This is a genomic window from Legionella sp. 16cNR16C, from assembly GCF_021297775.1.
In the GTDB taxonomy this organism is placed as follows: Bacteria; Pseudomonadota; Gammaproteobacteria; order Legionellales; family Legionellaceae; genus Legionella_C; species Legionella_C quinlivanii_A.
Window position 1 is genome coordinate 795,618 of the sequence record NZ_JAJTMX010000002.1, and the last position, 24,398, is coordinate 820,015.

Below are 24,398 nucleotides of genomic sequence, written 5' to 3' on the forward strand. Positions count from 1 at the left end.
TCATAAACAATTGACAACTCATCATTAATGCTGTCACATTAAATTTCCATACCATTAGACAACAGGGAGTTTCTAATGCCGGAAAAACGTGCTCAGCAGCTATTACATCGTATACTTGCAAAAATTGATTTAAAAACCAATCCAGAGATTATTTCCGTGATCCTCACACATCTTGGAATGGATCAATTTAAGCCAGAGGATGAGAATATTTCCACATTTCTTACACTCATCAAGACAGAAGCAATTGATGTCAGTGCCTTGGTTCATAAACTGATTGCTATTATTCTTGATATAGAACCTTTTGCAAATTTACTGGAACAAATTGAGAAAGATAAACTGATTTCAGAGCAGGAGTTTGAAAAAATAGTACCCGTCATCAGACTGCAAATTAATCTTTTGTGTCTTTTTGAAGCGTTAGCAGCCACAATGGCTAACAGTCGCAGTTTTAACGAAGACGTGTATAAGTTCATTCTGCGCCAAAGACATACACCAATGCCTGGAAGTCCCTTGGGTTATTTATTTTTTAATAAAAGAAAGGATGCTTCAGCATTTAAGACTATCAAGGTTATTTCCGTGGATCCCGCTCAGACGGCGGGTGCTTTTCTGCGCCAGCTTGACGGCAATAAAGATTCAGAGTTTGTAAAAAATGAAGCCAAAAAATTTATTAAAAAATACGGCTTGTCCTTGTGGAACAAAAAAATAATTCCGAAAAAATTTGATCATGAATATTATGAGTCGGTTAAAAATGTAGCGCTCAATATCCTTGAGGCGACAGCAGAGGATGCTCATCAGGGCGCTTATGCGAATGCCTGCAGCGGCTGCGGGTTAATTGCCGACATGGAACATCAGGACTATAGCAATCGTTATGTGGCAAGAAAGATGGTTTTACCTCAGGGAGAGGAAATCGGCCGTGATTTTAGTCATCCTTTATTGCCACAGTTAAAATTAAATCCCCGCCCGAAACTGGTGTGTGAGTTTTTAATCGATAAACTATGGCAGGATCTTTATACCAGCTGGAATAGCTATTTTGTGGCTAAAAATTTTGATCCTGTTTTTTTAATAATGAAATTACTGGTTCCTTCAGTTTGCGGAGCTGAACCGCTTCATTATCTGGAGACCAGAGTGTTTCTATTGTTTCTGGTAGGCAATCTTTTCCATAATTGCCGGGTAGACAGTAATCCTTTTTTTCAGACTGGATTCAAACTTGAACATCAGGAGCAAATCTTCAAACTTTGGGGAGAAATAAACAAAGAGTACGCTGAAAAAGTGTTGAAGGAGCACGGGAATAAATCTACTGACACAGAGGAATTGTATCGCCGCATTATTGGCTCTTCGCCTTTTTTGTCTGTAACCAATAATCTGTATCATTTTATCAGTGATTATGAGCATTTCAGTGTTTTGCCAGAAGAAAATCATGATCTTTGTATTATTAGTTAATGAGAAGAATTTTTGCATTCTGCCAATCTTCGTATACACTAAATTCATTGATATTTATGGTATTTATTCAGGGAGGAATAAATGAAAAATGCAGCCTATCAAATTATGGAGTTAACCGGTACATCAATCGATGGAGTAGATGACGCAATTAATAATGCAATTCTGCAGGCGTCCAAATCTTACGGTACTCTTGCCTGGTATGAAGTAATCAGCACAGGTGATGTTATCGAAGGCCAGAAACGAAAGTTTTATCAGGCCCAAATTAAGTTCGGTTGTCACGCTCATTAGGCCTAAGGGAAGAGGGGCGGCTCTTCATAGCGATCCAAGAGAAGTCCTTCTCCTATCCTCGCTTCTGGTCAAACTCTGATTTTTATGAGAAAAAAATAGATAAAGTCAATAAAAAATTTATAAACTGCTCGTATAACCTGTAAATTATCCTAAAGTTATGATATAATATACGGTTAAACTCACCTAGGAGTTAACATGGCGCTTTTAGTTTTACAAAAAGCACTCACCTTTGATGATGTGCTCCTTGTTCCCGCTCACTCCACTGTATTGCCTAAAGAAGTCCTGCTCAAAACCCAACTAACTCGTGATATCCAGCTCAATATCCCATTGATTTCTGCTGCAATGGATACTGTTACCGAGGCCCGTCTGGCAATTGCTATGGCACAGGAGGGCGGCATTGGAATTATCCATAAAAATATGACAATTCAGGCTCAGGCCGAGCAAGTCAGGAAAGTTAAAAAGTTTGAAAGCGGGATGGTGAAAGATCCTGTCTCTGTGACTCCCAACGTCACCGTTCATGAGCTTCTGGAAGTGATGGCCCGGCATAATTTTTCAGGTGTGCCAGTAGTTGAGAACGACCAGTTGATAGGTATTGTCACTAGCAGGGATATTCGTTTTGAAACGAATCTGTCTTTACCGGTTTCTGCCGTTATGACTCCCAAAGAGCGATTAGTAACGGTAAGAGAAGGCGCAAGCCGTGAAGAAATCAGAAGTCTGCTGCATCGACATCGTCTGGAAAAACTCCTGGTTGTGAACAACGCATTCCAGTTACGTGGATTGATTACCGTCAAAGATATCCAAAAAGCAAAAGAAAACCCCTTCGCTTGTAAAGACAGTTCCGAGCAGTTGCGAGTGGGTGCAGCCGTTGGTGTTGGAGAAGGCACTGATGAACGTATTGAAGCCTTAATCGACGCAGGCGTTGACGTAGTGATTGTAGATACGGCGCACGGACACTCAGAAGGTGTTTTAAATCGAGTTCGATGGATTAAAAAGAATTTTCCTTCTATTCAGGTCATTGGCGGCAATATAGCAACCGCTGATGCCGGCCGGGATTTGGTTGAAGCAGGAGCGGATGCGGTCAAGGTAGGTATTGGCCCAGGGTCGATTTGCACAACCCGTATTGTGACAGGTGTTGGTGTGCCGCAGATCACCGCTATTGCCAATGTGGTAGAAGGAGTCAAAGGCGCGGTACCGGTCATTGCCGATGGGGGAATACGCTTCTCTGGCGACATTTGCAAGGCACTGGCTGCCGGAGCTGATACAGTAATGCTGGGCGGAATGTTTGCAGGTACCGAAGAATCTCCTGGCGAAATTGAACTGTATCAGGGCAGAACTTATAAAAGTTATCGCGGCATGGGGTCAATCGGTGCAATGTCTCAGGCACAGGGCTCAAGTGACAGATATTTTCAGGATGCGAGTCAGGGCGCTGAGAAACTGGTCCCTGAAGGTATTGAAGGCCGTGTTCCCTATAAAGGGCCAGTGCAAACGATTATTCAACAGATGATGGGTGGTTTACGTTCCTGCATGGGGTATACCGGATGTCAGACAATTCAAAGCTTGCATGAGAATGCCCGATTTATTGAAGTGACTAACGCGGGTATGCGGGAGTCTCATGTGCATAATGTGAGCATAACTAAACAAGCACCTAACTACCAGGTGGATAATTAAAAAATGAGTTCTATTAAACGACAACCTATTCTCATTCTCGATTTTGGTTCACAGTACACCCAGCTTATCGCCCGCCGAGTCCGCGAGATAGGCGTGTATTGTGAAATTCACCCCTATGATTTGTCGCAGGATGAGTTTTTGAAATTATCTCCCTGTGGCCTGATTCTTTCCGGTGGACCGTCTACCGTTACTGAAGTAGAAACGCCTTCTGCGCCTTCCTGGGTTTATGATTGTAATCTGCCTTTATTGGGCATTTGCTATGGAATGCAAACGATGGCAGCTCAACTGGGGGGAGAGGTTCAATCCTCTTCACTACGTGAATATGGCTATGCTGAATTACGTTTGCATGGCCATAGCCAACTGCTCAGTAATATTGAGGACAGAACGACAGAGAATGGTGATGCCTTACTGGATGTCTGGATGAGTCATGGAGATAAGGTGAGCCGTCTTCCTCCCGGGTTTGAAGTGATCTGTGAAACCAGCAATGCGCCAATTGCCGGTATGGCTGACGAATCCAGGCATTGGTATGGGCTGCAATTTCATCCGGAAGTCACCCATACGTTGCAGGGCTTAAGAATTTTAAAACGTTTTGTACTGGAAATTTGTCAGGCCAGTTCGGATTGGACTCCTGGTAATATTATAGAGCGATCAATTGATGTGATTCGCGAAAAAGTGGGCAATGATGAGGTATTGCTTGGCCTTTCTGGCGGAGTGGATTCTTCAGTTGTCGCTGCTTTACTCCACAAAGCGATTGGTGATCAGCTGACGTGTGTGTTTGTCGATACGGGATTGCTGCGCTTAAACGAGTCCGAGCAGGTGATGGCTATGTTTGCCAGACACATGGGCATTCGAGTTATCGCTGTCAATGCGGAAGAGCGGTTTTTACAGGCGTTGGAAGGGGTTGATTGTCCTGAGAAAAAACGAAAAATTATTGGCCGTACGTTTATTGAAGTATTTGATGACGAGGCAAGCCGCATTCCAGGTGTGAAATGGCTTGCACAGGGTACTATTTATCCTGATGTCATTGAATCAGCTGCAACCAAAGGGGCTTCTGTTGTTATCAAATCACATCATAATGTGGGTGGACTTCCTGAAACTCTGAATCTCAGGCTTATTGAGCCCATTCGTGAGCTTTTTAAAGATGAAGTACGTAAAGTTGGCCTTGAATTAGGACTGCCTCATGATATGGTTTTCCGTCATCCCTTTCCCGGCCCTGGGCTTGGTGTGCGGATATTAGGTGCTATAAAAAAAGAATATGCAGACATCTTGCGACAAGCGGATGCTATTTTTATAGAGGAATTGCATCGCGAAAATCTGTATCACAAAGTCAGCCAGGCTTTTGCTGTCTTTTTACCCGTCAAAAGTGTAGGAGTGATGGGGGATGGGCGCCGTTATGATTTTGTAATTTGTTTGAGAGCGGTGGAAACCATTGATTTTATGACTGCACATTGGGCGCATTTACCCTGGGAGTTTCTTGCCAAGGTTTCCAACCGTATTATCAATGAAGTAGCAGGGGTTTCAAGAGTAACTTATGACATCTCCGGCAAACCGCCAGCCACCATTGAGTGGGAATAAAGACCGTTACTGGATGTGGCAAGCCTATGAACAGGCCAGGCTTGCCCAGACTACGGGTGAGGTGCCTGTGGGAGCCGTTCTGGTATCGGCAGAAGGCCAGCTCCTGGCATCGGGTCATAATCGAGTAATCGCTGATAATGATCCCTGTGCACACGCGGAGATTGTTGTTCTGCGTCAGGCTGCCCGGATAATGAAAAACTACCGTTTGAATCATACTACACTGTATGTCACTCTCGAACCCTGTTGTATGTGCGCAGCGGCCGCTGTTCATGCGCGTATTGACAGGCTGGTTTTTGCCAGCCGTGACTTCAAAGCCGGAGCTGCCGGAACTCTGCTTAATATTCCAGCTTTGGACTTTCTAAATCATCATTTAAAGATAGATGAAGGCATTTTACAGCAGGAATGCTCGGACTTGCTCAGCCAGTTCTTTAAAGGAAAACGAAAACAGTCGACTCTCCCTTAAATCGAGAAACTGTCTACAGCGAATTGAGGCTCAAGTCTCTCGGGATGAAGCTTTTTTGTATCAAAAATGTTCTCATGTTTTCCAGGACTAAGTCGAAAGGATCTGCATCTCCATCTAATATCAGGGAATTAATTCGCGTCTTTAACAAAGAGTTAATCATGGGTTGCGTTGTGGATTTAAAATAATCAATTCTTTCCTGTATCGCCTCTTTATTATCATCAGGACGTCCGCGCTCCATCAGATTTTTTACCATGGTACTTTCTTTGGCATTTAAATAAATCAGGGCGGTGGGCTGTCCAAAGTATTTAAGGAAATAGTCCAATTGTCCGGGATTTCTCGGGAATCCATCGAGGAATACTGTATTGCTTTTCCAAAGACAGGGCTGTGCTAAAAGTGCTTTAAATACTATCTGATCGGGAAGTAATCCGCCCTTGTTCATAAGACATTTTAACTCCACTCCCTTGGCATGATCATTCTGTAAGTGCCTTCTGAACAGATCGCCAGTCGAAATATGAGGAAACTCCGGAAAGTGTTTTGCCACAGTGGTTTTTCCAGTTGCAGGTCCTCCCATCAAAAGAATGATGTTTGCGGATTTACGAAAAAAAAAAGGGCGCATAAATGAATAGATAAATCGAAAAAAGAGTTTTTACCATGAGATGATAAAAAGGGCAAACTGATTAAAAAATTATTTGAAAAATGTAACTCTCCAGGTGTGGATGAGTTTGATTTTAATTCAATAAAATCGTCTCAACGTCATCCTGAACGTAGTGAAGGATCTCCTGAATCTGGCTCAGCTCTAAGCAGTTTGAGATCCTTCGCTACGCTCAGGATGACGTACCTAAGGAGTTACTGAAAAATTAGGAAATGTAAGAAATATGCGCCCAAGGATTTAGCCTGAAGCGCTTGAAGCCAGCATTTGAGATTTAATCATTACTTTTGATAAACAAACAATGAGAGCTAATGATAGACCAGTCATTAAATAAGCAAGCATGGCAAGCGGGCTGCCGGTGCTTTGAATCAGCCAGGTAACAATAAAAGGGGCGAAGCCTCCAAAGAGCATTACGCTGAAGTTGTAGCTGACGGAAATCCCCGTTGTTTGTATAAATTCAGGAAATAAATCAGCAATCATTGGTGCAAAACTCGCCAGGTAAAATCCCATCAGAGCAGTCATGATGATTTGAATCAGCGCAAATAATGCGGTCTGATGAATAAGCATCAGATAACTATAAAGAGGAAATGCCAGTATCAATTGACCTGACAAGGATAAGATCGCCAGTTTCACAGGGTCGATGCGATCAGCCAGCTTACCTCCAAAAAAGACACTGATTAAACCTGCGCATAGTCCGATGAAACAACAGAAATAAGCTTCATTCAGAGAAAAATGCAGATATAAATGGGCATAAGTGGGCATGTAATTAATAATCAGATAAAGAGGAACTGACGCTCCGGCAACCAAGCCCATTCCGCAGATGACATTGAAAGGAGCCAGATCATAAAATTTTGGATTTAAAGCATTCTTTTCGATAAGGGAGCTCGCAGAATGCTTGAACGTTTTTCTTAATAATATTCCAACCGGCATAATCAGTAAGCCAAGCAAAAAGGGTAAACGCCAGGCCCAGTTTTCGATAGTTTCTGTTGTGAAATATACAGTCATCAATAAGCCGACAACTGTTCCCATGGCCAGCGCCAGCAGTTGACCAAACATCTGCCAGGAGGAATAAAAGTAACGCTCTTTTTCTGGAGCCATCCGGATAAGAAGATTGATTGCTGTTCCAAACTCGCCACTGGTTGCCAGACCTTGCAGCATACGGGCAATAATTAAGATATAAGTAGCGTAAATACCAATATCTCGATAAGTGGGGGTACAGACGATTAGAAATGTCGCGAAAGCCATTAAACCGATAATCACCAGCATCGCTGATTTCGAGCCGTAGCGATCAGCAAATAATCCAAAAATAACGCCTCCCAGCGGGCGCAGGCAAAAGCTGATGCCAAATGTCGCGGTAGTGGAGAGAAGGGAGCTTAGCGGATCCTGAGAAGGAAAAAATAGCCTGGATATAAAAACCAGCATAAAAGAGAAAACTACAAAATCATACCACTCTAGTACATTTCCAATAATGATGGCAGTCAATTGCCATTTACTCAATCCCTGATGATTCATATTATCCTTGTGACAAGCTAAGTGATGCTTATGGATTCGAACTATTATGACAGTTAAACTGTCTAAATCAATTAACCAGCTCAAACTAAGAATGCGCTTAATCAGAAGCGATTCCATCGATTGGTATAAAAAGGCGAAACATAAATTTTTTGAATAAACGATCAAAATAACTACATCTGTGGTATATTTTGCCACATTATGCAAAATTATTCACCATAGGATGTTATATATGCCCTTCACATCAGAGCCAGTTGAAACATTAGATATTTATATTAAAAAAGATCTTTCAGATAAAATGGGTAAATTTTTTGCAGCTTTGAAAAAGAAATATACGGAAGATGACGCAAAAACTTTATTGGCCCATGCAAATACGCAGGTTAAGCCTGGAGAAATGGTCAATGAGCGAATCGCTATAATTCTCGTTAATCAATTTATAGAAGCTGAGAAAGGCATTTCCTATGAACTTAAAGAGTCACTGAAGAAAGGTGAGGTGAAGGATTCCTATTTTAATGATAAGAACGAAAAATACTACCAGATTAAGCGTTTGGTAAGCCAGCGCTGGAGAGTTGTGTATTTCAAGAGTATGCTGGAAAAATGTAAACCATCGCTTTTACCAGAATCGGAGTCATCATCCCATGCACTTCCCACGCTAAATGAGGCGGGATTGGCACCCACTTCTACCTGGTCTATTCTTCAGGGCTTCAAAGACTCTTTAGGAGAGGAATACTCAAAATTATTCGCTCCCAAACCTGCAGAAAAAAGAAAACTTGATAAAGAAATGGATGAGTTAAAACGTGAGAATAAAAAAATCAGAAGCAGCCTTAAGCAAGTGATGGAAAATCTGAATAATCTTAAAGCACAGCATGAGAGTTTGCTGCGAGTGCTAAGCCCCTTGACCTCCACCAGCACCTCTTCGTCATTCACTTTATCTAACATGTCTTCTTCAAGCACATCTTCTTCAAGTCCGTCCTCTGAGGGTATGCTGACGCTTAATCGAAATCACCTGTTCAGCACCTCAGCGCGAGCTGCCCTGGAACAGCCAGACTCAAGGAAACAGCCCCGTTCTTCAGATGATTGTTCAATGCGTTAATATGATTAAGCTAACTCTTTCATCAGCAGTTCCTTCAAGCGCTCTTTTTCTCGAAGCGTCAAATGATTACTGCTGTGACTTGAGACATAGAAGGTATCCTCAACTCGCTCGCCTGCGGTGGCAATTTTTGCACCGTGCAATAGTATGCCCAGGCGGGTGAAAATACGGCTTACATGAGCGAGTAAGCCTGGCCGGTCGGTGGCTATCAAAAACAATCGGGTATGTGTAAGATGATTTTCTTCACTAAAGCTTATCTGTGGAGGCAACTTGAAATGAGCCATAGTGCGCGTAATTCTGCGTTTGGAAATCGACGGAATTTCGTTGGCTTTTGCCAATTGTTCAACTAATGCCTGCTGGATGAGATCAGTTTTTTCCTTATCAAAAAGTGCCTGATGTTGTTCATCAAGGATAATATAGGTATCCAAATCAAATTCATTCTTACAGCTCAGAATCGTTGCTTCCTGTATGGTTGTATGATGATTGCTTAACACCGTGGTGGTAATTGTAAAGCGCTCGTCGTGGTGAGGCATATAAATGAACACCTCTGTTCCCCCCTCACTGTGATGTGGAAGGATCATGACCAGTGGATACTCCTTACAATCAAGGATTGCTTTAGTGTGCTTGGCAATTATTTTGGGGGATTCATGCAAAAAATAAATACCCTGAAAATTTTCCCATATTCTTTGAGCGCGGGCAGGAAGAATTTTATCAGCAATAAGAATTTCCAAAGCCTGTTGTTTGCGCGATTCAATTAAAGCAGATTCATTGGCAAAAGCGCTGGTTTCCAGTAATGCCTGTTTACTGGCTTTATATAACTCTTTTAGCAGAGTATCCTTCCAGCTGTTCCATAAAGAAGGATTCGTTCCACAGATATCCGCCACAGTTAAAAGATATAAATAGTCGAGGTAATGGAGGCTTGGAAGTTTGCTGCTAAAATCCTGGATGGTCTTGGGATCATAGATATCCTGGCGTTGAGCCGTTTGCGACATCAGCAAGTGATTTTGTACAAGCCATATCAGCAGCTCCCGATCATCGTCATCCAGATTGTGGTTGATGGCAAACTGATTTGCTTCAAGTGCTCCCAAATCGGAATGATCGCCTCCGCGGCCTTTGGCGATGTCATGAAAAAAGGCAGCTAAATAAATGATTTCCTTTTTCTTAATGGAAGACATTACCGAGGCGGCCAGCGGAAATTTTTGCGAATAAAATGGATTGAGAAACCGAACAATATTGCGAATAACGTAGAGGGTATGCTGATCGACTGTATACACATGAAAAAGATCATACTGCATCTGCCCCGTAACTGCGGCAAAACAATCGAGATAATGGCCCAGTACCCCATAGCGATTCATGTGCTGCAGGGCTTCAAATGGATTCATTCCTTCCCTGAAAATCGCCATAAAAGCCGAAGTGACGCTTTTCGTAAGTTTAAACCGTCTGTTCATCAGATAAAGCTGCTGGCGGATTAGTCTTATGGTGCTGGCCCTGACCCCCAGGATATCCGGTTTTTTGGCAATCCACAGAAAAAGGCTGATTAGCGCCTGAGGATGCTGGATAAAAACACGGGTATGACGAATTTCAATAAAATTATTGGATAATTGAAAATAATTATCCAGGCGCTGAATCCGCTGCTTTTCATGATGCACAATGGCTTCCGAAAACCATTGAAACAGCATTTCGTTTAATTCACGATTACGCTTAATTACGGTGAAGTACGCCTTCATGAACTGCTCAATTCCGAGTGAGTGAGAATTGTCGGTGAAATTGAAAAGGGTGGCCAACTTAAGCTGATGATCAAAAAGAAGCCGTTCTTCCTGTTTGCCGGTTATGGCATGCAGGGCAAAGCGAACGCGCCAGAGGAAATGCTGACAGTTGATTAATTCTTCATATTCCTTATCAGTAAAGAAGCCACAGCTAATGCCGTCGGCCAATTTTTTAATACCATAATGCCGTTTTCCAATACATAAGAGCATTTGCAAGTCACGAAGAGCTCCAGGACCATGTTTAACATTCGGCTCGAGATTATATTCGGTTTCGCCATATTTTTTATAACGTGTCTGCTGCTCCTGCATTTTGGCCAGAAAGTAATCTTCGCTAGGCCACATGTGCAGCGGATGGGTTTTATATTGTAATTCCTCCATCAGACTGCTTTTACCGCAAAGTAAATGCACGTCGAGTATGCTGGAGATAACTGTCAGATCTTTTTGTGCGAGTTGCGCACAGGCTTCAACTGTCGTAATCTGATGACTGATATTCAGTCCTGCATCCCAGCATTCCTGAATGAAGGATTGAGCGCGTTGAATCTCAATTTTAGATAATTTTTCTGAATGCAATAACAAGAGATCAATATCAGAATGCAATAGTAACTCTCGTCTTCCATAGCTGCCAAGTGCAACCAGGCAAAACTGATTACTCAAATGAAGCTTGTTCTTATAGAATAAGCCTATCAGGCTCTGATCAATGAATTTGACCAGCTTTCGGGTAAGATGACCAATATTGGCTTTTTGATAAAATTCATTACACAGCTCTTCCCTGAACTGTTTTAACGTTTGTTTAAGAACCGGATTAGCGTTCTTCATCACGAAGCGTCAGGATTTCTACCCCGTCATCGGTGACCAGCAGGGTATGCTCCCACTGAGCTGACAGGCTGTGATCTTTCGTCACAACCGTCCATTGGTCCGGCAGTAAACGAGTGTGATGCTTACCAATATTTACCATGGGCTCAATGGTGAATGTCATGCCCGCTCGTAATATTTCTCCGGTATCAGGGGTTCCGTAATGCAGCACCTGCGGGTCCTCGTGAAACACACGGCCAATCCCATGTCCGCAATAGTCCCGCACAACCGAGCAACGGTTTTTTTCAGCATGTTGCTGAATAGCGTATCCAATATCGCCCAGGCGAACACCAGGTCTGACCAGTTCAATGCCAATAAATAAGCACTCATAAGCAACCTGGACTACATGACGGGCTTTCACCGAAGGCTGTCCGACAAAAAACATTTTACTGGTGTCACCGTGATAGCCGTCCTGGATAACTGTGACATCAATGTTAATAATGTCGCCGTTTTTCAGGGCTTTTTTTCCGGGGATACCATGGCAAACGACATGATTAATCGAAGTGCAAATCGATTTTGGAAAACCGTTATATCCCAAGGGAGCAGGAATAGCCTGCTGCTCGTTGACAATATAGTCATGACAAATTGTGTTTAATTCATCAGTGGTAACCCCTTCTTTTACATAGGGTTCGATCATGGTCAGCACATCAGCGGCCAGTTTCCCGGCGATGCGCATTTTTTGTATCTCTTCAGGTGTTTTAATGCTTACAGGCATAAGAGGTCCATAAAACGGTTAGAGCGGAATATTCACTGAAATAGTAGCATAAGAATTCAATTTCTACATCATGGATTTAGGCGTGTTTTGCCGTCACTCTTTGCCTTCATAGAGGAAAGGGTGACGACAGACAGGTCAGTAAAGTCCTAGCAGCCCATTTGTTTAAAGAATTCTCTTTTTTTGGTTTCCCATTGGGTCATCAATGTCTGGTATTGCTGCTTTTGCTGATCATTCAGCAAGTTATAAATTTGATTTTTCATGGTGATTTTGGTTTTCATCATGTTGCCAATCAAAGTCGTTTTTTGCTGAATCAGTGAATCCAGTTTGCCCTGGTCCAGAGTAGGCGACATCACCAATGCCTTCATCTCTTCGCGAATACTTTTCATTTGTGTCCAATTCGCTTTCATTGCGCTTTTGGCATTGTCTTTAATCGCCTTGATTTTATCTTGCTGATCCTGAGTCAATTGCAAAGTCTGAACCATTTCCTGCCATCTTTGCGCATGAGAGCACAGTTTGCCGCTATCAGTGCTGGCAGCTTGCGAGCTGGCGGGCTGATCAGTTGCAGTGGTGCTGTCTGCATAGACAGGTGCGGCCAATGAGGCAGAGATAAACAATATTGGCAGCAATACTTTCTTGAACATGGTGTTCTCCTTGTTGTTTTAATTTTTATCCAATTTCCAGTATAGACTCTAAATGAAAATAATTCTTGTTATTCAATTAAACTGATATCCATAATTAACAGGCAAACGAACTGTAATCACTCATTACGATTGCTGCAAGCGCCTAAATATGATATAACTAGCGCGCTTTTAACGACACACACGTTTCGTCACGTAAGGCGGGGTCCCCATGTGGGGTGCTTTATGGGAAGCGTGGAGGCATAACCCTTGGAGAAACAATGAATAACGTTAGTATGCGTGAACTATTGGAAGCGGGCGCTCATTTTGGGCATAGAACCCGTTTTTGGAACCCGAAAATGTCTGAGTATATTTTTGGTTCAAGAAACAAAATTCATATCATCAATCTGGAAAAAACACTGCCCATGTTGAATGATGTCGCCAACTATGTTGGCCGTCTGGCTTCTAACAAAGCTAAAATCCTGTTTGTCGGTACAAAAAGAGCGGCTCAGGAAAGCATTCGTGAACATGCAAAGCGTTGTGGTATGCCTTATGTTGACCATCGCTGGTTGGGCGGCATGCTGACAAACTACAAAACTGTCCGTCAGTCAATTTTCAGACTCAAAGAATTGAAAGAATTACGTGACAAAGGTGCTTTTGAAACTATGATTAAGAAAGAAGCACTGATGTTAAGCCGCGAACTGGAAAAACTGGAGCGTGGATTAGGCGGTATCGAGGATATGGGCGGATTGCCTGATGCTCTCTTCGTTGTCGATGTCGGATTTGAACACATCGCTGTTGAAGAAGCCCGTCGATTAAAAATTCCTGTCATTGGTGTGGTTGATACTAACAACAGCCCAGACAATATTGATTATGTCATTCCAGGTAATGATGACTCCATGCGTGCAGTGGATATTTATGTCCGTGTGGTTGCCGATGCTATTGCAGATGCAAAAAGCGGTAACACAACAGGTGGAATAGCAAGCAGTGAATTCGTGGAAGTATCGTCTGCCGAGGAAGCTGAAAAAGCAGGTGAATAATTAACTTTGCTAAAGGGGCGCGTTGTCCAAGCATAAATCGGATATGAAGTACCTTCACGTCGATTTATGACTTGTCTGCAGCGCACCCCTTTTTTACTATGTGGAGAATTGAAATGAGTATAAGTGCTGCATTGGTTATGAAGTTACGTGAAAGAACTGGCGCCGGAATGATGGAGTGCAAAAAGTTTCTGGTCGCGACCAATGGTGACATTGAATTGGCCATCTCTGAAATGAGAAAAGCAGGCCAGGCCAAAGCCGACAAAAAAGCCGATCGTATTGCTGCTGAAGGTGTTATTGTGATTGCGCGTTCTGCTGACGGACGTAGCGCAGTCATGCTGGAAATCAACAGTGAGACTGACTTCGTTGCCAGAGATGAGAACTTTACCCGCTTTGCAGAAAAAGTGGCTGCAACAGCTCTGGAAAGTTCTGTCGCCGATGTTGCTGCACTTGCTGGTGAGACATTAAAAGATACTGGCAGCACCGTCGAACAGGCTCGCCAGGAGTTGGTTGCGAAGATTGGTGAAAACATCAAGATTCGTCGTATGGAAAGAATGTCCTGCGATGGTGTGATTGGATCTTATTTGCATGGCTCAAGAATTGGTGTTCTGGTAGCCCTGAAAAATGGTGACGAAGCACTGGCAAAAGACATCGCAATGCATATTGCTGCCAGTCGCCCGATGGTTGTTAACCGTGATCAGGTTTCTGCTGAGGCAATTGAAAATGAGCGCGAAATCTTTACTGCTCAGGCCAGAGAAAGCGGTAAGCCACAGGAAATTATCGACAAAATGATCGAAGGCCGTATTAATAAATTCATTGATGAAGTCAGCTTGAATGGCCAGCCTTTCGTTAAAGATCCTAATGTAAAAGTGGGTCAGCTGCTGAAAGAAAAAGGCGCTGAAGTCATTGCGTTCCTTCGCTTTGAAGTAGGGGAAGGCATTGAGAAAAAAGAAGACAACTTTGTTGAAGAAGTGATGGCACAGGTTCGTGATTAATGATGAGCGATAATCACTTACAGTTAAAATATAAGCGCATTTTATTAAAATGCAGCGGTGAAGCACTGATGGGGAAGGCCCAGTTCGGCATTGACCCCTCAGTGCTGGACCTGATCGCGAATGATGTGGCTGAACTGATCCGTATGGGAGTTGAAGTTGGCCTGGTAATTGGCGGCGGAAATCTCTTTCGCGGGAAAGCATTGTCTGAAGCGGGTTTGGGCCGGGTAACCGGAGATCATATGGGCATGCTTGCCACGGTAATGAATGCTTTGGCAATGAGAGATGCACTGGAACGTATTGACATGCCTGCAAGAATCATGTCTGCTATTCCTATGTTAGGTGTTGTTGATCCCTATCACCGGCGTAAAGCGATTACCCATTTACGTAATGGCCATGTCGTGATTTTTGCTGCGGGAACCGGTAATCCATTTTTTACAACTGATTCTGCTGCCTGCTTACGGGCGATAGAAGTGGGTGCTGATATTGTATTAAAAGCAACCAAAGTTGATGGGATTTACAATGATGATCCAATGATAAATCCAAAAGCCACTCGCTACGATTATTTAAGCTACAGACAAGTGCTCAGCGATGGCTTAAAAGTGATGGACTCAACAGCTATCTGTCTTTGTATGGATCATGGAATGCCGCTTCAGGTGTTCGACTTGTTTGCACCGGGCGCCTTGAAAAAAATTGTATCAGGTGAACGCGTAGGAACTATTGTAGGAGCCAATAATGATTAATGATGTCAAAAATGATGCTGAAAAACGAATGAAAAAATCCGTTGAGTCATTGCAGCATGAATTGACAAAAATCAGAACCGGAAGAGCAAATGCCAGTCTGCTGGATCATATCCAGGTAGATTATTACGGCAATCTCACTCCCTTAAACCAGGTCGCCAATGTCTCCGCCAGTGACTCAAGAACTTTATTAGTCACTCCCTGGGAAAAATCAATGGTGGCTGTAGTCGAGAAGGCAATTCTGACCTCTGATTTAGGGTTAAACCCAGCTACTGCTGGATCAGCAATCCGCGTTCCCATGCCGCCTTTGACTGAAGAACGACGAAAAGAATTGATTAAAGTAGTACGGGGTGAAGGAGAACAGGCTAAAGTGGCTATCCGTAACGTGCGCCGTGATGCTAATAATCAATTGAAGGAGCTGGTTAAAGAAAAGCAAATCTCTGAAGATGATGAGCGAAGAGCTGGTGAGCTGATTCAAAAAATCACTGACAAGTACATCGTTGAGGTTGATCATGTCCTTTCTGAGAAAGAAAAAGATCTGATGGCATTCTAATTGCTCTGATTTTTTGACTTTTCCAACGCCTATATAGCTAAGCAACTAGCCTGTCGTCTTTGCGAACGAAGTGAAGCAACCCAGATCGAAACCTGAACAAAGTAAGGATGGATTGCTTCGCTACACTCGCAAAGACGGTTTTTGTGTGCCCTTCTTCACTTATGCAACAACGCCTTCCGCGCGCAGACGGCGAGCCCAGAGATGGATCCCCGCCTGGGCGGGGAGGAGAGTGCTCAAAGTGGATTGGAAACGGGCACGTTCTGAGGGGCTTGTTCCTGCTCTCCTGGCAAACCGATTCTCGTATCAGCAAATAATGGGAGTCCTGAATTCAAAGAGGAGGGGCGTGCATTCGATCGCCACTGGCCTGCTTTTATTTCTGAACTCCCATTGTTTATCTCTAATGAAGGCTTTGGAGTTATGGTTTCCGTTGGCTCTTGTACCATATCTTGAGTCGCTGAATTGACCAGCTCTAATTTGGGAGACGCTTTTTTAAAGCTAACCATTCGATTGCGGCTTGGATCTCCATTGCGAATCAATGGAACATCGGGCCCTTCAACAGCATAACCCAGCCCGCATTTAGCCAGGCGCTCTTTCCAGTACGTCATTGGCTGAAAGTTTCTGATTTCCCTGATTTCTTTCTGCAATGGAACACCGGTAACCGCATTGAAAATAGTGTGTGCCATATGAGCCATACTCATTGATTCGTCATCAATCACATCATGATCGACCAGTAAAAACCGCCCATCTTTGCGGAGTACCCTGCGTATCTCAATCAGGAACTTATCCAATTCCTTTTCGGGGAAATGATGTAAACCTACATAACAGGTTATAACATCCGCGCTATTATCCTTGAGATTTGCAAGAGTTGGATGCTTGTATCTCAGTTTTTCAAAGCGATGATAGGGTCTTGGAAAACCAGTCTGTATATAATCAGTAATTGAGGGTTCCTTATAAAAGGCAACAATTTGCCCCTTGATGGTACGATTATTTTGCTTAAACCCAGATACAAAACGCCCGGGATAGCCGATTTCAACAAGGCCATCAATAGTTGTCATGTCATCTGGTAACAAGGATTGCGCTTGAGCTCCCAAGTCTGTTTTAATGCTGGAAAGGGAGTTTAGTACTCGTCTGAAATCAGTGAGTGCTCCTGGCTTGACTTCAGGCAATCTGCGGCATAATTCCTCATAGATTTCTTCATGGGTATCCTTATATTTCAAGATGTCATCCATTAAGGCGATTAGCTTATCGCTGTCTATTCGCTGAAGTACATTATTTAAAAAGCCTGAAAAGCGCTTCTGGGTTTCCTTGTTTGCCATGACGGCTTTAAAATGATTTACCGCCGGGCTTTTTGTTGCAAGGTATTTTTGGAAGAATCCACTAACAAACAAATTATCAGGATCATATTCCTTTTTAAGCTCAATAAGTTCCGAAGCATAAGGATAGGATTTTTCAAAATCTTCAGGCGAGGAAACATGCTGATAGGGGAGATAATAGCTCCCGCCATGTTTCACTGCCAGTGCCTGCGCCTCCCTTAACCATTTTTGTACTGAAATTTTATCTTCATCGCTCAGAGACTGATTAAAACAAAGCACTAATGCAAAACGATCGCCGTCGTGAGCATAAGAAAGTGGGGCTGCATCGTGTTTTAGAACAAAGCGGATGGAAGCATTCAGTAAAATAACGTCATTGTCCATCAGCAACTGGCCTAATGCCAAGGTGAAAGCCTCTAAGTTTTCTTCTGGAACAAAAAATTCCTGCAGCCATTCACTTTCGCTTACTGCAGGATTAAACATTGCATTAATGGGAGGCTGCATAATCTCGTTACGAGTCATTGGCGCACTATCATTATCCAATAAGCGTGTTTTTTCCGATTCCCAATAAGTTTTGCGGATGAAGTCAAAACGGCGAGCCAGATTCACCATAATTTGGTTAAATCGGGTTCCTCGTGCTGATTCCTTTCTTAAATGAGGTGCTACGATTGGCTTTGCCGTATCTTCTTTCACATAATTTACTGCGACACCTGAGCCTAGCAGCTTATCGGGATCTAATGAAAGGCGAAATAAATGCATTTTGATGTTGGGATCTTTCTGCACCGTTTCTCTGAAATAGGAGACATAGTCTTTGAGAGACACGTCAACACCACGTTCGTGCAATAGGTCGTTGTCAGTAAGCTGAATTGTAACACTGACAACAGTTGCCAAAAGTCCCAGACTTCCCGGGATTTTATCAAATAATGGGTCTTCTGGAGTTAATGTGATCCGTTCCCCTTTGCCGTTGATAATATCCATCGAAAGAATGGTATTTGAAACGGTTCCTTTTGTGTGGTCCCAACCATGAATGTTCGTTCCAATAGAACCGCCAACTGAAAATACATTGGAAGCCTGCATGACTTGCAGAGCCAGTCGGTGCTTGTTAGCTTCAAGTTGGATATCTGCCCAGGTCGCGCCTGCACCGACAATGGCAGTTTTTTCTTTCGAATTAATTTCAACTTCATTGAGTTTTGAAAGATCAAGAGCGATACCACCTTTTACATCTTCAGGGAAATATTGTTTCCCCTGGCTTCTTCCGGCTCCTACAGGCATCATTTTTGTACCACTTCGACGCGCTTGTAGAAAAATTTCCTGTGCTTCTTCAATAGTTTCAGGTTGTTTTATCTCAACATTGGGCGCATGATGAAGACCACCACCGGAGGTAATACCTTTATCTTTACGGTCGGGAGTAAAATAAAAAATTACAAGCTTAGGTGAAAATAATCCAACAACCGATGCTAGCAAGGCATAAAGATTCCGGCTAAATAAAGTACTGTATTTTTGTTGTTCTATTAAACGTCGCTCCTGGCGCTCGTCACTGGTGAAAAAAGAACCCAGTGCATAACGCAGCCCCAGTGCGCCTGAGGTCAGCATATCTAAAAAAGATAGTGGTAAAAATAAGCCAACATAAACCGTCCGGGTTTTAAGATAGCTGAGGAATTGTCCAAGGTAGCTTTTAGGCCAGTTTAAATAGGCTCGATCAATTATCCCTGCAGCAACTGAACTGAAACGTCCTATTCCCGGCATTTTTTCTAAAAAATTTCTAATACTTAAACTCAAGGGCATTTTATCTTTCCTTAAAAATTATGAATGAATTTAGTTTCAACACCCTCTTGATTACTGAGCCGAGTAAGGGTTTTATGCAGATCTCTTGCAGGTACATCAAAAAGACAAAATCTTCTTGTACTCTCAATATGATCCCCGTAGGTATAGAGCGGGTTTACGTGCTTGACCTGATTGGCCGCTTTTTGCCGTACATTTAGTTTTGCGCCGTCCTCGGCCTCAATAATGCACTTGACCTGTACCTGTTCCTGTCCTGCCAATAATCGGGTATGAATACCGTTTTGGGCCATCGCTTGAACAGCTGGCTGAAAAGCAGCATAGCGCGGAGCACTGATACGGGCATAGACTGAAGTGTATGATTGTCCGTGTTTTTCTTTGATTTTACCCCTTTCGTATACGTGATCATCCACAATTGCTAGCGTATGCTCTTTAGAAAGACTTTCTATTTTGTTCCTAAGCTGACTTTTTGCAGCCTCGAAGTCAGTTTCGTCAGGAACATTCAGTTTAACCAGCAAGTCCGTGGTTGCTGGAACCAAATTATTATCCTGATGAAACCACCAGCTCAAGGGTTTGGAAATGATGCGTCTTGCGAATAATTCTGCTGAAACTACTTTCCAACTAAACCAGTCGCCCCAGGTCCAGTTTTGGCAAGCTTTATATTTTTCAGCTAAATCGTCGCGGATTTTTTTATATTCATGATCGTAGAAAGGTACGGTCTGCAAATCTTTGGCGTATTGCTTATAAAACTAGGCCAAATGCTGTTGCATTTCGCTAGGATTTTCCTTGTTAAAGAAGGGAAAAGTAACAAGCGATAAAAGAGCTTTAGGCAAAAGCTCCATTGTGGTAAAAGCACTGACGAATACGTCCATTACCATATATTCAGAAGAAATTATCTCCCAGCGACTATTATATTGTCGTGCTGCCTGATATGAATTATAAAATACTCTCCATAATCCCCCGATCTGCCGCAAGTAGGGGAAATGAAACATTGATTTATTTTGTCCCAGGTATTCGCCATATTCACTGGCCATTTCAACGTTTCGCCATTCAGGACCGGTCATATAGGATTGATATTGCTCACGCCTGAAATCTGCCTTGTCAACCAGCTGAAGACGTTCATTCAATTTTCTTAAAAATTTACCCACACTCATCCTCCATTTACCAGGTTAAAAATCTGCTGCAATTCCCTTAAAACAAGTCGTAGAAATGTTTTTGGCAATAATGGCGCGGATTGTTGCATGGATTTAAAATAGTTGTCAAAGTGATTAAACGTGAAGCTATAGTCCCTTGATATAAAACAAATATTTGCTAACATCTATCTGTTCACTCTTTTAAACACACACATTCAGGAGAATTACGTGGATAAAATTCAACCCTTATTTACTATTACCGCCACATCGACAGGCGGACGAAATGGCCATAGTGAAACAAACGACGGTATGGTTTCTGTCAATCTGTCAGTTCCCAAAGATTTAGGTGGTCAGGGAAAGTCTGATACAGCAACACCGGAGCATTTATTCGCGGCTGGATATGCGGCCTGTTTTGGTGGTGCATTGGACTTCATTGCCAAGACGAACAAAAAAGATGCGTCCAAGGCAATAATTAATTGCAGTGTTTCGATTGGCAAGCGTGAGCCTACAGGATTTGCACTGGCGGTTAAAATTCAGGTCGAAGATAAAACTCTGCCGCAGAACGATCTGGAAGCTTTGGTTAAAGAAGCGCATGAAAAAATTTGTCCTTATTCGCACGCAACACGCGGAAATATCGAAGTGGACTTTTTGGTAATTGGCGTATAATCTCTGTTAATCTGCGGAATCCATACGCGCATAGCAGTTTATTTGGTTTAACCTGTCTGATTGAAGACTTGTCATATTGCAGAGTCATTAATTTACAGTAGAATGGGGATCATTTAATCAATGGTGTCCTCAAAATGCTACAGCAAGTAAAGACAGAAGGTGGTGTGTTTATTGAGTTTGAGCAACAATCGCTTGTTTATAACAATGCGATTGAGCCCTTGCTTGATAAGCTGGATTCTCAACGGGGCGCTTTATTCGCATCCAGTTTTGAATATCCTGGACGCTATACTTGCTGGGACATCGGCTTTTATAATCCACCGATGGCATTGGTAGTTAAACAACAAAGCGCCTCACTGCAAGCCCTTAATCGACGTGGTGAGATATTATTAAGGATTGCGCAGACTACTTTAATCAGTTCCGAATCAATTACCGTTACAGAAACTACCAAACAGGTCCTGCATCTTGAAATAAACAAATCTGAAAAAATTTTTACTGAGGAAGAAAGAAGCCAGCAACCCTCCGTATTTAGTATTATCCGTTGTCTGATAGAGTTGTTTAAGTTGCCCGAGGAGCCTTATCTTGGATTATATGGTGCTTTAGGTTACGATTTGATTTTTCAGTTTGAGGGCTTAAAACAACATAAAAAAAGAGCCGAAAACCAGCGTGAAATGGTTCTTTATTTCCCTGATGAAATTTATATCGTCAACCATCGAAAAGAAGATGCCTTTATCCGCCGATATGATTTTCAGTTTCAAGGGGAGTCCACTCAATCATTACCCCGTGACGGACAGTTTTCAGAGTATCACGCAGAAAAGCAGCCCGATGTGTTTTGTGACCACAGGGAAGGAGAGTATGCCGCCGTTGTTGAAACCGCTAAAAAACGATTTGCCTGTGGGGACCTGTTTGAAGTAGTCCCCAGTCAGACTTTTTATGCTCACTGTCCACAAAAGCCCTCTGATTTATTTCGTAAAATGCGGACCGTGAATCCTTCCCCTTATGGTTTTTTTATTAATCTGGGTGAGGAAGAGTATTTGGTTGGGGCATCGCCTGAAATGTATGTGCGTGTGACTGGTGATATGGTGGAGACTTGTCCTATTTCCGGCACAATCAAGCGGGGAGGGGATGCCATAGAAGACGCTCATAATATTCAGCTTCTTCTCGACTCGGAAAAAGAAGCATCCGAGTTAACGATGTGCACCGATGTGGACCGCAATGACAAATCGCGAATTTGTGAGGCGGGCAGCGTTCAGGTCATTGGTCGAAGGCAGATCGAAATGTACTCCCGGCTGATACACACGGTTGATCATGTGAGAGGAATATTGCGAGAGGGTTTTGATGCGGTTGATGCCTTTCTTACCCACATGTGGGTAGTTACTGTGACCGGCGCCCCCAAATTATGGGCCATGAACTTTATAGAGGAACACGAAAAATCGCCAAGACGCTGGTATGCGGGTGCAGTAGGCTGGTTTGGTTTTAACGGCAATTTAAATACAGGACTCGTTTTAAGAACCATGCGAATTCAGAAAGGGATTGCTGAAATCAGAGTGGGCGCGACTTTATTATATGATTCCGATCCTGTATCAGAAGAGCAGGAAACCCGATTGAAGGCTTCTGCATTTGTTGATTTGTTAAAGCCGGCTTCACAAGCAATAAGCCTGGGTGTGTCGCAAATGCCTGGGGAAGGTAAAAAAATATTATTAGTTGATCACCAGGACTCCTTTGTTCATACGCTTGCGAATTATCTTCGCCAAACGGGTGCAGAGGTTAAAACCATGCGCTATGATCATGCGCTTGAATGTTTAAAATCTGAATCCTTTGACCTGGTGGTGTTGTCGCCAGGACCTGGTTGTCCGGCTAATTTTGAATTGAATAAAACCATTGCTACAGTCATTGAACAGGGAATCCCTTTGTTTGGCGTTTGTCTTGGATTGCAAGGTCTGGTGGAGTATTTTGGGGGAAAACTGGAAACGCTGACTTACCCGATGCATGGAAAAGCATCGGAAATCAGAGTTGAGAATGAATCAGCCTTGTTTAAAGGACTTGGCAATTCATTTACAGCTGGTCGTTATCATTCACTGTATGCTTCACGCCCGAGCTTCCCGGCAGAGCTTAAAATAACGGCAGCAACCGAGGATGGGGTTATTATGGCGATTGAACATCATAGCAAACCGATTTATGCCGTACAGTTTCATCCCGAGACTATTTTATCGCTAGCGAATCAGGCGGGATTTAAAATAATCACTAATTTAATGGACTTAATTAATGAGATTGAAAGGACGACTGTGGAATAAAGTAGTCAGTGTTTACTCTATTTCGATTCTATTAGGGATATTGACCGGCCTGGCAGGTTCTTTATTTCAGATGGCCATTACGCATGTAAGCCAATTTATAAGCTGGGTGAAGTCATTCACTCAGGGACAATGGCTTATGACACTGATGATTACCGTTTTTTTCACTGTACTGATGGTGATTATCGCATGGGCACTGGTTCGCTTCATCGCAGCAGAAGGGGCAGGAAGTGGGGTGCAGGAAATTGAAGGCACCTTGCTGCATAAACGACCTATTCATTGGCGGCGCTTGCTTCCTGTCAAATTTATTGGCGGCGTTTTAGCAATAAGCGCAAAGATGGTGGTCGGTCGTGAAGGACCTACTATTCAAATGGGCGGCAATCTCGGAGCGATGCTGGGAGAGTGGTTCAGGATACATAGAAACCGTCGTGACACGCTCATTTCAGCAGGAGCCGCTGCAGGTCTTGCCACTGCGTTTAATGCCCCTTTAGCAGGTGTCCTGTTCGTGATTGAGGAGATGCGCAATGAATTTAACTTCAATTTCACCAACTTCAAAATGGTGGCTATCTGCTGTGTGATGGCTACCATTACCGGCCAATTGATTATGGGAACGGCGCCGGCAATTCCAATGGCTGTGTTTACTGAGCCAAGTCTGCATTCTTTGTGGTTATTTTTTCTGTTCGGATTAATCATGGGATTTGCAGGTTTAATATTTAATATTTGTTTGATGAAATGTCTGAGCTTAAGTGATCGATGGAGTACCCCTCAGAAATTTATTTATGTTGCAATAACTGCCTGTCTGATTGGAATTTTTACTGTAATGTATCCCCCGATTGTCGGAGGAGGATATGAAATTATTGAACAATCCTTAACCCTTTCTCCGCCGGCGTATTTGTTGTTGCTGTGGATTTTACTTCGCTTTGTGACCACATTGATGAGTTATACCACCGGAGTGCCGGGAGGTATTTTCGCGCCGATGCTGGCACTGGGTACGCTGGCTGGCCTGGCGTGTTATAACATGCTGCTGTGGTTAATTCCCGAACTGGACATTCACCCCGGCATGTTTGCTGTGGCCGGGATGGGGGCACTTTTTTCAGCTGCTGTACGGGCTCCAGTGACAGGAATTATTCTGGTTGTAGAAATGACCCAGAATTATTCCCTGATATTGCCTTTGATGGTCAGTTGCCTGACTTCAACAACCGTTGTCCAGTTAGCTGGTAATGAGCCTATTTATACCCAGCTGTTAAGGAGGACGCTTAAGAACGCCTGAT

General features: G+C 43.1%; 21 protein-coding genes. 13 read left to right on the forward strand and 8 right to left on the reverse strand.

Going from position 1 to position 24,398, the window contains the following annotated elements; translation table 11 throughout:
- Positions 1-75 precede the first annotated feature (75 nt).
- The 5 genes from LXA66_RS07385 (at position 76) to tadA (ending at position 5,431) form a co-directional block, all read left to right on the forward strand.
- Positions 76-1,437 carry a hypothetical protein gene (locus LXA66_RS07385; protein ID WP_233012617.1) on the forward strand — a complete coding sequence of 454 codons (1,362 nt, stop codon included), beginning with the start codon at positions 76-78 and terminating at the stop codon, positions 1,435-1,437.
- Positions 1,438-1,518: 81 nt separating this feature from the next.
- Positions 1,519-1,725, forward strand: coding sequence for a dodecin family protein (locus tag LXA66_RS07390; RefSeq protein WP_233012618.1), 207 nt, complete (start codon positions 1,519-1,521; stop codon positions 1,723-1,725).
- Between the two features lie 195 nt (positions 1,726-1,920).
- Positions 1,921-3,393, forward strand: a complete 1,473-nt coding sequence (gene guaB, locus LXA66_RS07395) for an IMP dehydrogenase (RefSeq protein ID WP_058506716.1) — start codon at positions 1,921-1,923, stop codon at positions 3,391-3,393.
- Positions 3,394-3,396: 3 nt separating this feature from the next.
- The gene (gene guaA, locus LXA66_RS07400; RefSeq protein WP_233012619.1) at positions 3,397-4,968 is read left to right on the forward strand and encodes a glutamine-hydrolyzing GMP synthase; all 1,572 of its coding nucleotides are present in this window, start codon (positions 3,397-3,399) and stop codon (positions 4,966-4,968) included.
- Complete coding sequence (gene tadA / locus LXA66_RS07405) at positions 4,925-5,431, forward strand: tRNA adenosine(34) deaminase TadA (RefSeq protein WP_233012620.1); 507 nt, start codon at positions 4,925-4,927, stop codon at positions 5,429-5,431. The genes guaA and tadA overlap by 44 nt, the downstream gene beginning before the upstream one ends.
- 13 nt (positions 5,432-5,444) lie before the next feature.
- Here the strand turns inward: tadA and LXA66_RS07410 are convergent, their stop codons facing one another.
- A complete protein-coding gene (locus tag LXA66_RS07410; RefSeq protein ID WP_370637211.1) occupies positions 5,445-6,047 on the reverse strand; it encodes a nucleoside monophosphate kinase in 603 nt (200 codons plus the stop codon).
- A 273-nt stretch (positions 6,048-6,320) separates the two neighbouring features.
- A complete protein-coding gene (locus LXA66_RS07415) occupies positions 6,321-7,592 on the reverse strand; it encodes an MFS transporter (RefSeq protein WP_233012622.1) in 1,272 nt (423 codons plus the stop codon).
- Positions 7,593-7,821: 229 nt separating this feature from the next.
- On the opposite strand from LXA66_RS07415, the gene LXA66_RS07420 reads away from it, so the two are divergent.
- On the forward strand, positions 7,822-8,682 hold the full coding sequence (locus LXA66_RS07420; protein ID WP_233012623.1) for a hypothetical protein: 861 nt from the start codon (positions 7,822-7,824) through the stop codon (positions 8,680-8,682).
- Positions 8,683-8,687: 5 nt separating this feature from the next.
- On the opposite strand, the gene glnD is transcribed toward LXA66_RS07420, so the two are convergent.
- From glnD to LXA66_RS07435, 3 genes are all read right to left on the reverse strand, one after another.
- Complete coding sequence (glnD, locus tag LXA66_RS07425) at positions 8,688-11,261, reverse strand: [protein-PII] uridylyltransferase (RefSeq protein ID WP_233012624.1); 2,574 nt, start codon at positions 11,259-11,261, stop codon at positions 8,688-8,690.
- Positions 11,248-12,012, reverse strand: a complete 765-nt coding sequence (gene map / locus LXA66_RS07430; protein WP_112217979.1) for a type I methionyl aminopeptidase — start codon at positions 12,010-12,012, stop codon at positions 11,248-11,250. Before map ends, glnD begins: the two co-directional genes overlap by 14 nt.
- Before the next feature lie 146 nt (positions 12,013-12,158).
- A complete protein-coding gene (locus LXA66_RS07435) occupies positions 12,159-12,653 on the reverse strand; it encodes a Spy/CpxP family protein refolding chaperone (protein WP_233012625.1) in 495 nt (164 codons plus the stop codon).
- A 257-nt stretch (positions 12,654-12,910) separates the two neighbouring features.
- On the opposite strand from LXA66_RS07435, the gene rpsB reads away from it, so the two are divergent.
- The 4 genes from rpsB to frr all read left to right on the forward strand — a co-directional run bounded on the left by rpsB (position 12,911) and on the right by frr (position 15,951).
- Positions 12,911-13,669, forward strand: coding sequence for a 30S ribosomal protein S2 (rpsB, locus tag LXA66_RS07440; RefSeq protein ID WP_233012626.1), 759 nt, complete (start codon positions 12,911-12,913; stop codon positions 13,667-13,669).
- Positions 13,670-13,782: 113 nt separating this feature from the next.
- Positions 13,783-14,661, forward strand: a complete 879-nt coding sequence (gene tsf / locus LXA66_RS07445; RefSeq protein WP_112217976.1) for a translation elongation factor Ts — start codon at positions 13,783-13,785, stop codon at positions 14,659-14,661.
- A complete protein-coding gene (pyrH, locus tag LXA66_RS07450) occupies positions 14,661-15,401 on the forward strand; it encodes a UMP kinase (protein ID WP_058506705.1) in 741 nt (246 codons plus the stop codon). Before tsf ends, pyrH begins: the two co-directional genes overlap by 1 nt.
- Positions 15,394-15,951, forward strand: a complete 558-nt coding sequence (gene frr, locus LXA66_RS07455) for a ribosome recycling factor (protein WP_233012627.1) — start codon at positions 15,394-15,396, stop codon at positions 15,949-15,951. Before pyrH ends, frr begins: the two co-directional genes overlap by 8 nt.
- 233 nt (positions 15,952-16,184) lie before the next feature.
- On the opposite strand, the gene LXA66_RS07460 is transcribed toward frr, so the two are convergent.
- The 3 genes from LXA66_RS07460 to LXA66_RS07470 are packed head-to-tail and all read right to left on the reverse strand — an operon-like array spanning position 16,185 to position 20,188.
- Complete coding sequence (locus LXA66_RS07460) at positions 16,185-19,046, reverse strand: FAD-binding protein (RefSeq protein ID WP_233012628.1); 2,862 nt, start codon at positions 19,044-19,046, stop codon at positions 16,185-16,187.
- A gap of 11 nt (positions 19,047-19,057) precedes the next feature.
- Positions 19,058-19,765 (reverse strand): hypothetical protein, encoded by a 708-nt coding sequence (locus tag LXA66_RS07465; protein WP_233012629.1) that lies wholly within the window; start codon positions 19,763-19,765, stop codon positions 19,058-19,060.
- Positions 19,766-19,789: 24 nt separating this feature from the next.
- Positions 19,790-20,188, reverse strand: coding sequence for a hypothetical protein (locus LXA66_RS07470; RefSeq protein WP_233012630.1), 399 nt, complete (start codon positions 20,186-20,188; stop codon positions 19,790-19,792).
- A 213-nt stretch (positions 20,189-20,401) separates the two neighbouring features.
- Between LXA66_RS07470 and LXA66_RS07475 the strand changes: the two genes are divergently transcribed.
- The 3 genes from LXA66_RS07475 (at position 20,402) to clcA (ending at position 24,397) form a co-directional block, all read left to right on the forward strand.
- Complete coding sequence (locus LXA66_RS07475) at positions 20,402-20,839, forward strand: organic hydroperoxide resistance protein (protein WP_233012631.1); 438 nt, start codon at positions 20,402-20,404, stop codon at positions 20,837-20,839.
- Positions 20,840-20,973: 134 nt separating this feature from the next.
- A complete protein-coding gene (locus LXA66_RS07480; RefSeq protein ID WP_233012632.1) occupies positions 20,974-23,130 on the forward strand; it encodes an anthranilate synthase component I in 2,157 nt (718 codons plus the stop codon).
- Entirely contained in the window at positions 23,120-24,397 is a 1,278-nt protein-coding gene (gene clcA / locus LXA66_RS07485; RefSeq protein ID WP_233013027.1) for a H(+)/Cl(-) exchange transporter ClcA, read from the forward strand. The genes LXA66_RS07480 and clcA overlap by 11 nt, the downstream gene beginning before the upstream one ends.
- Position 24,398: the final 1 nt, after the last annotated feature.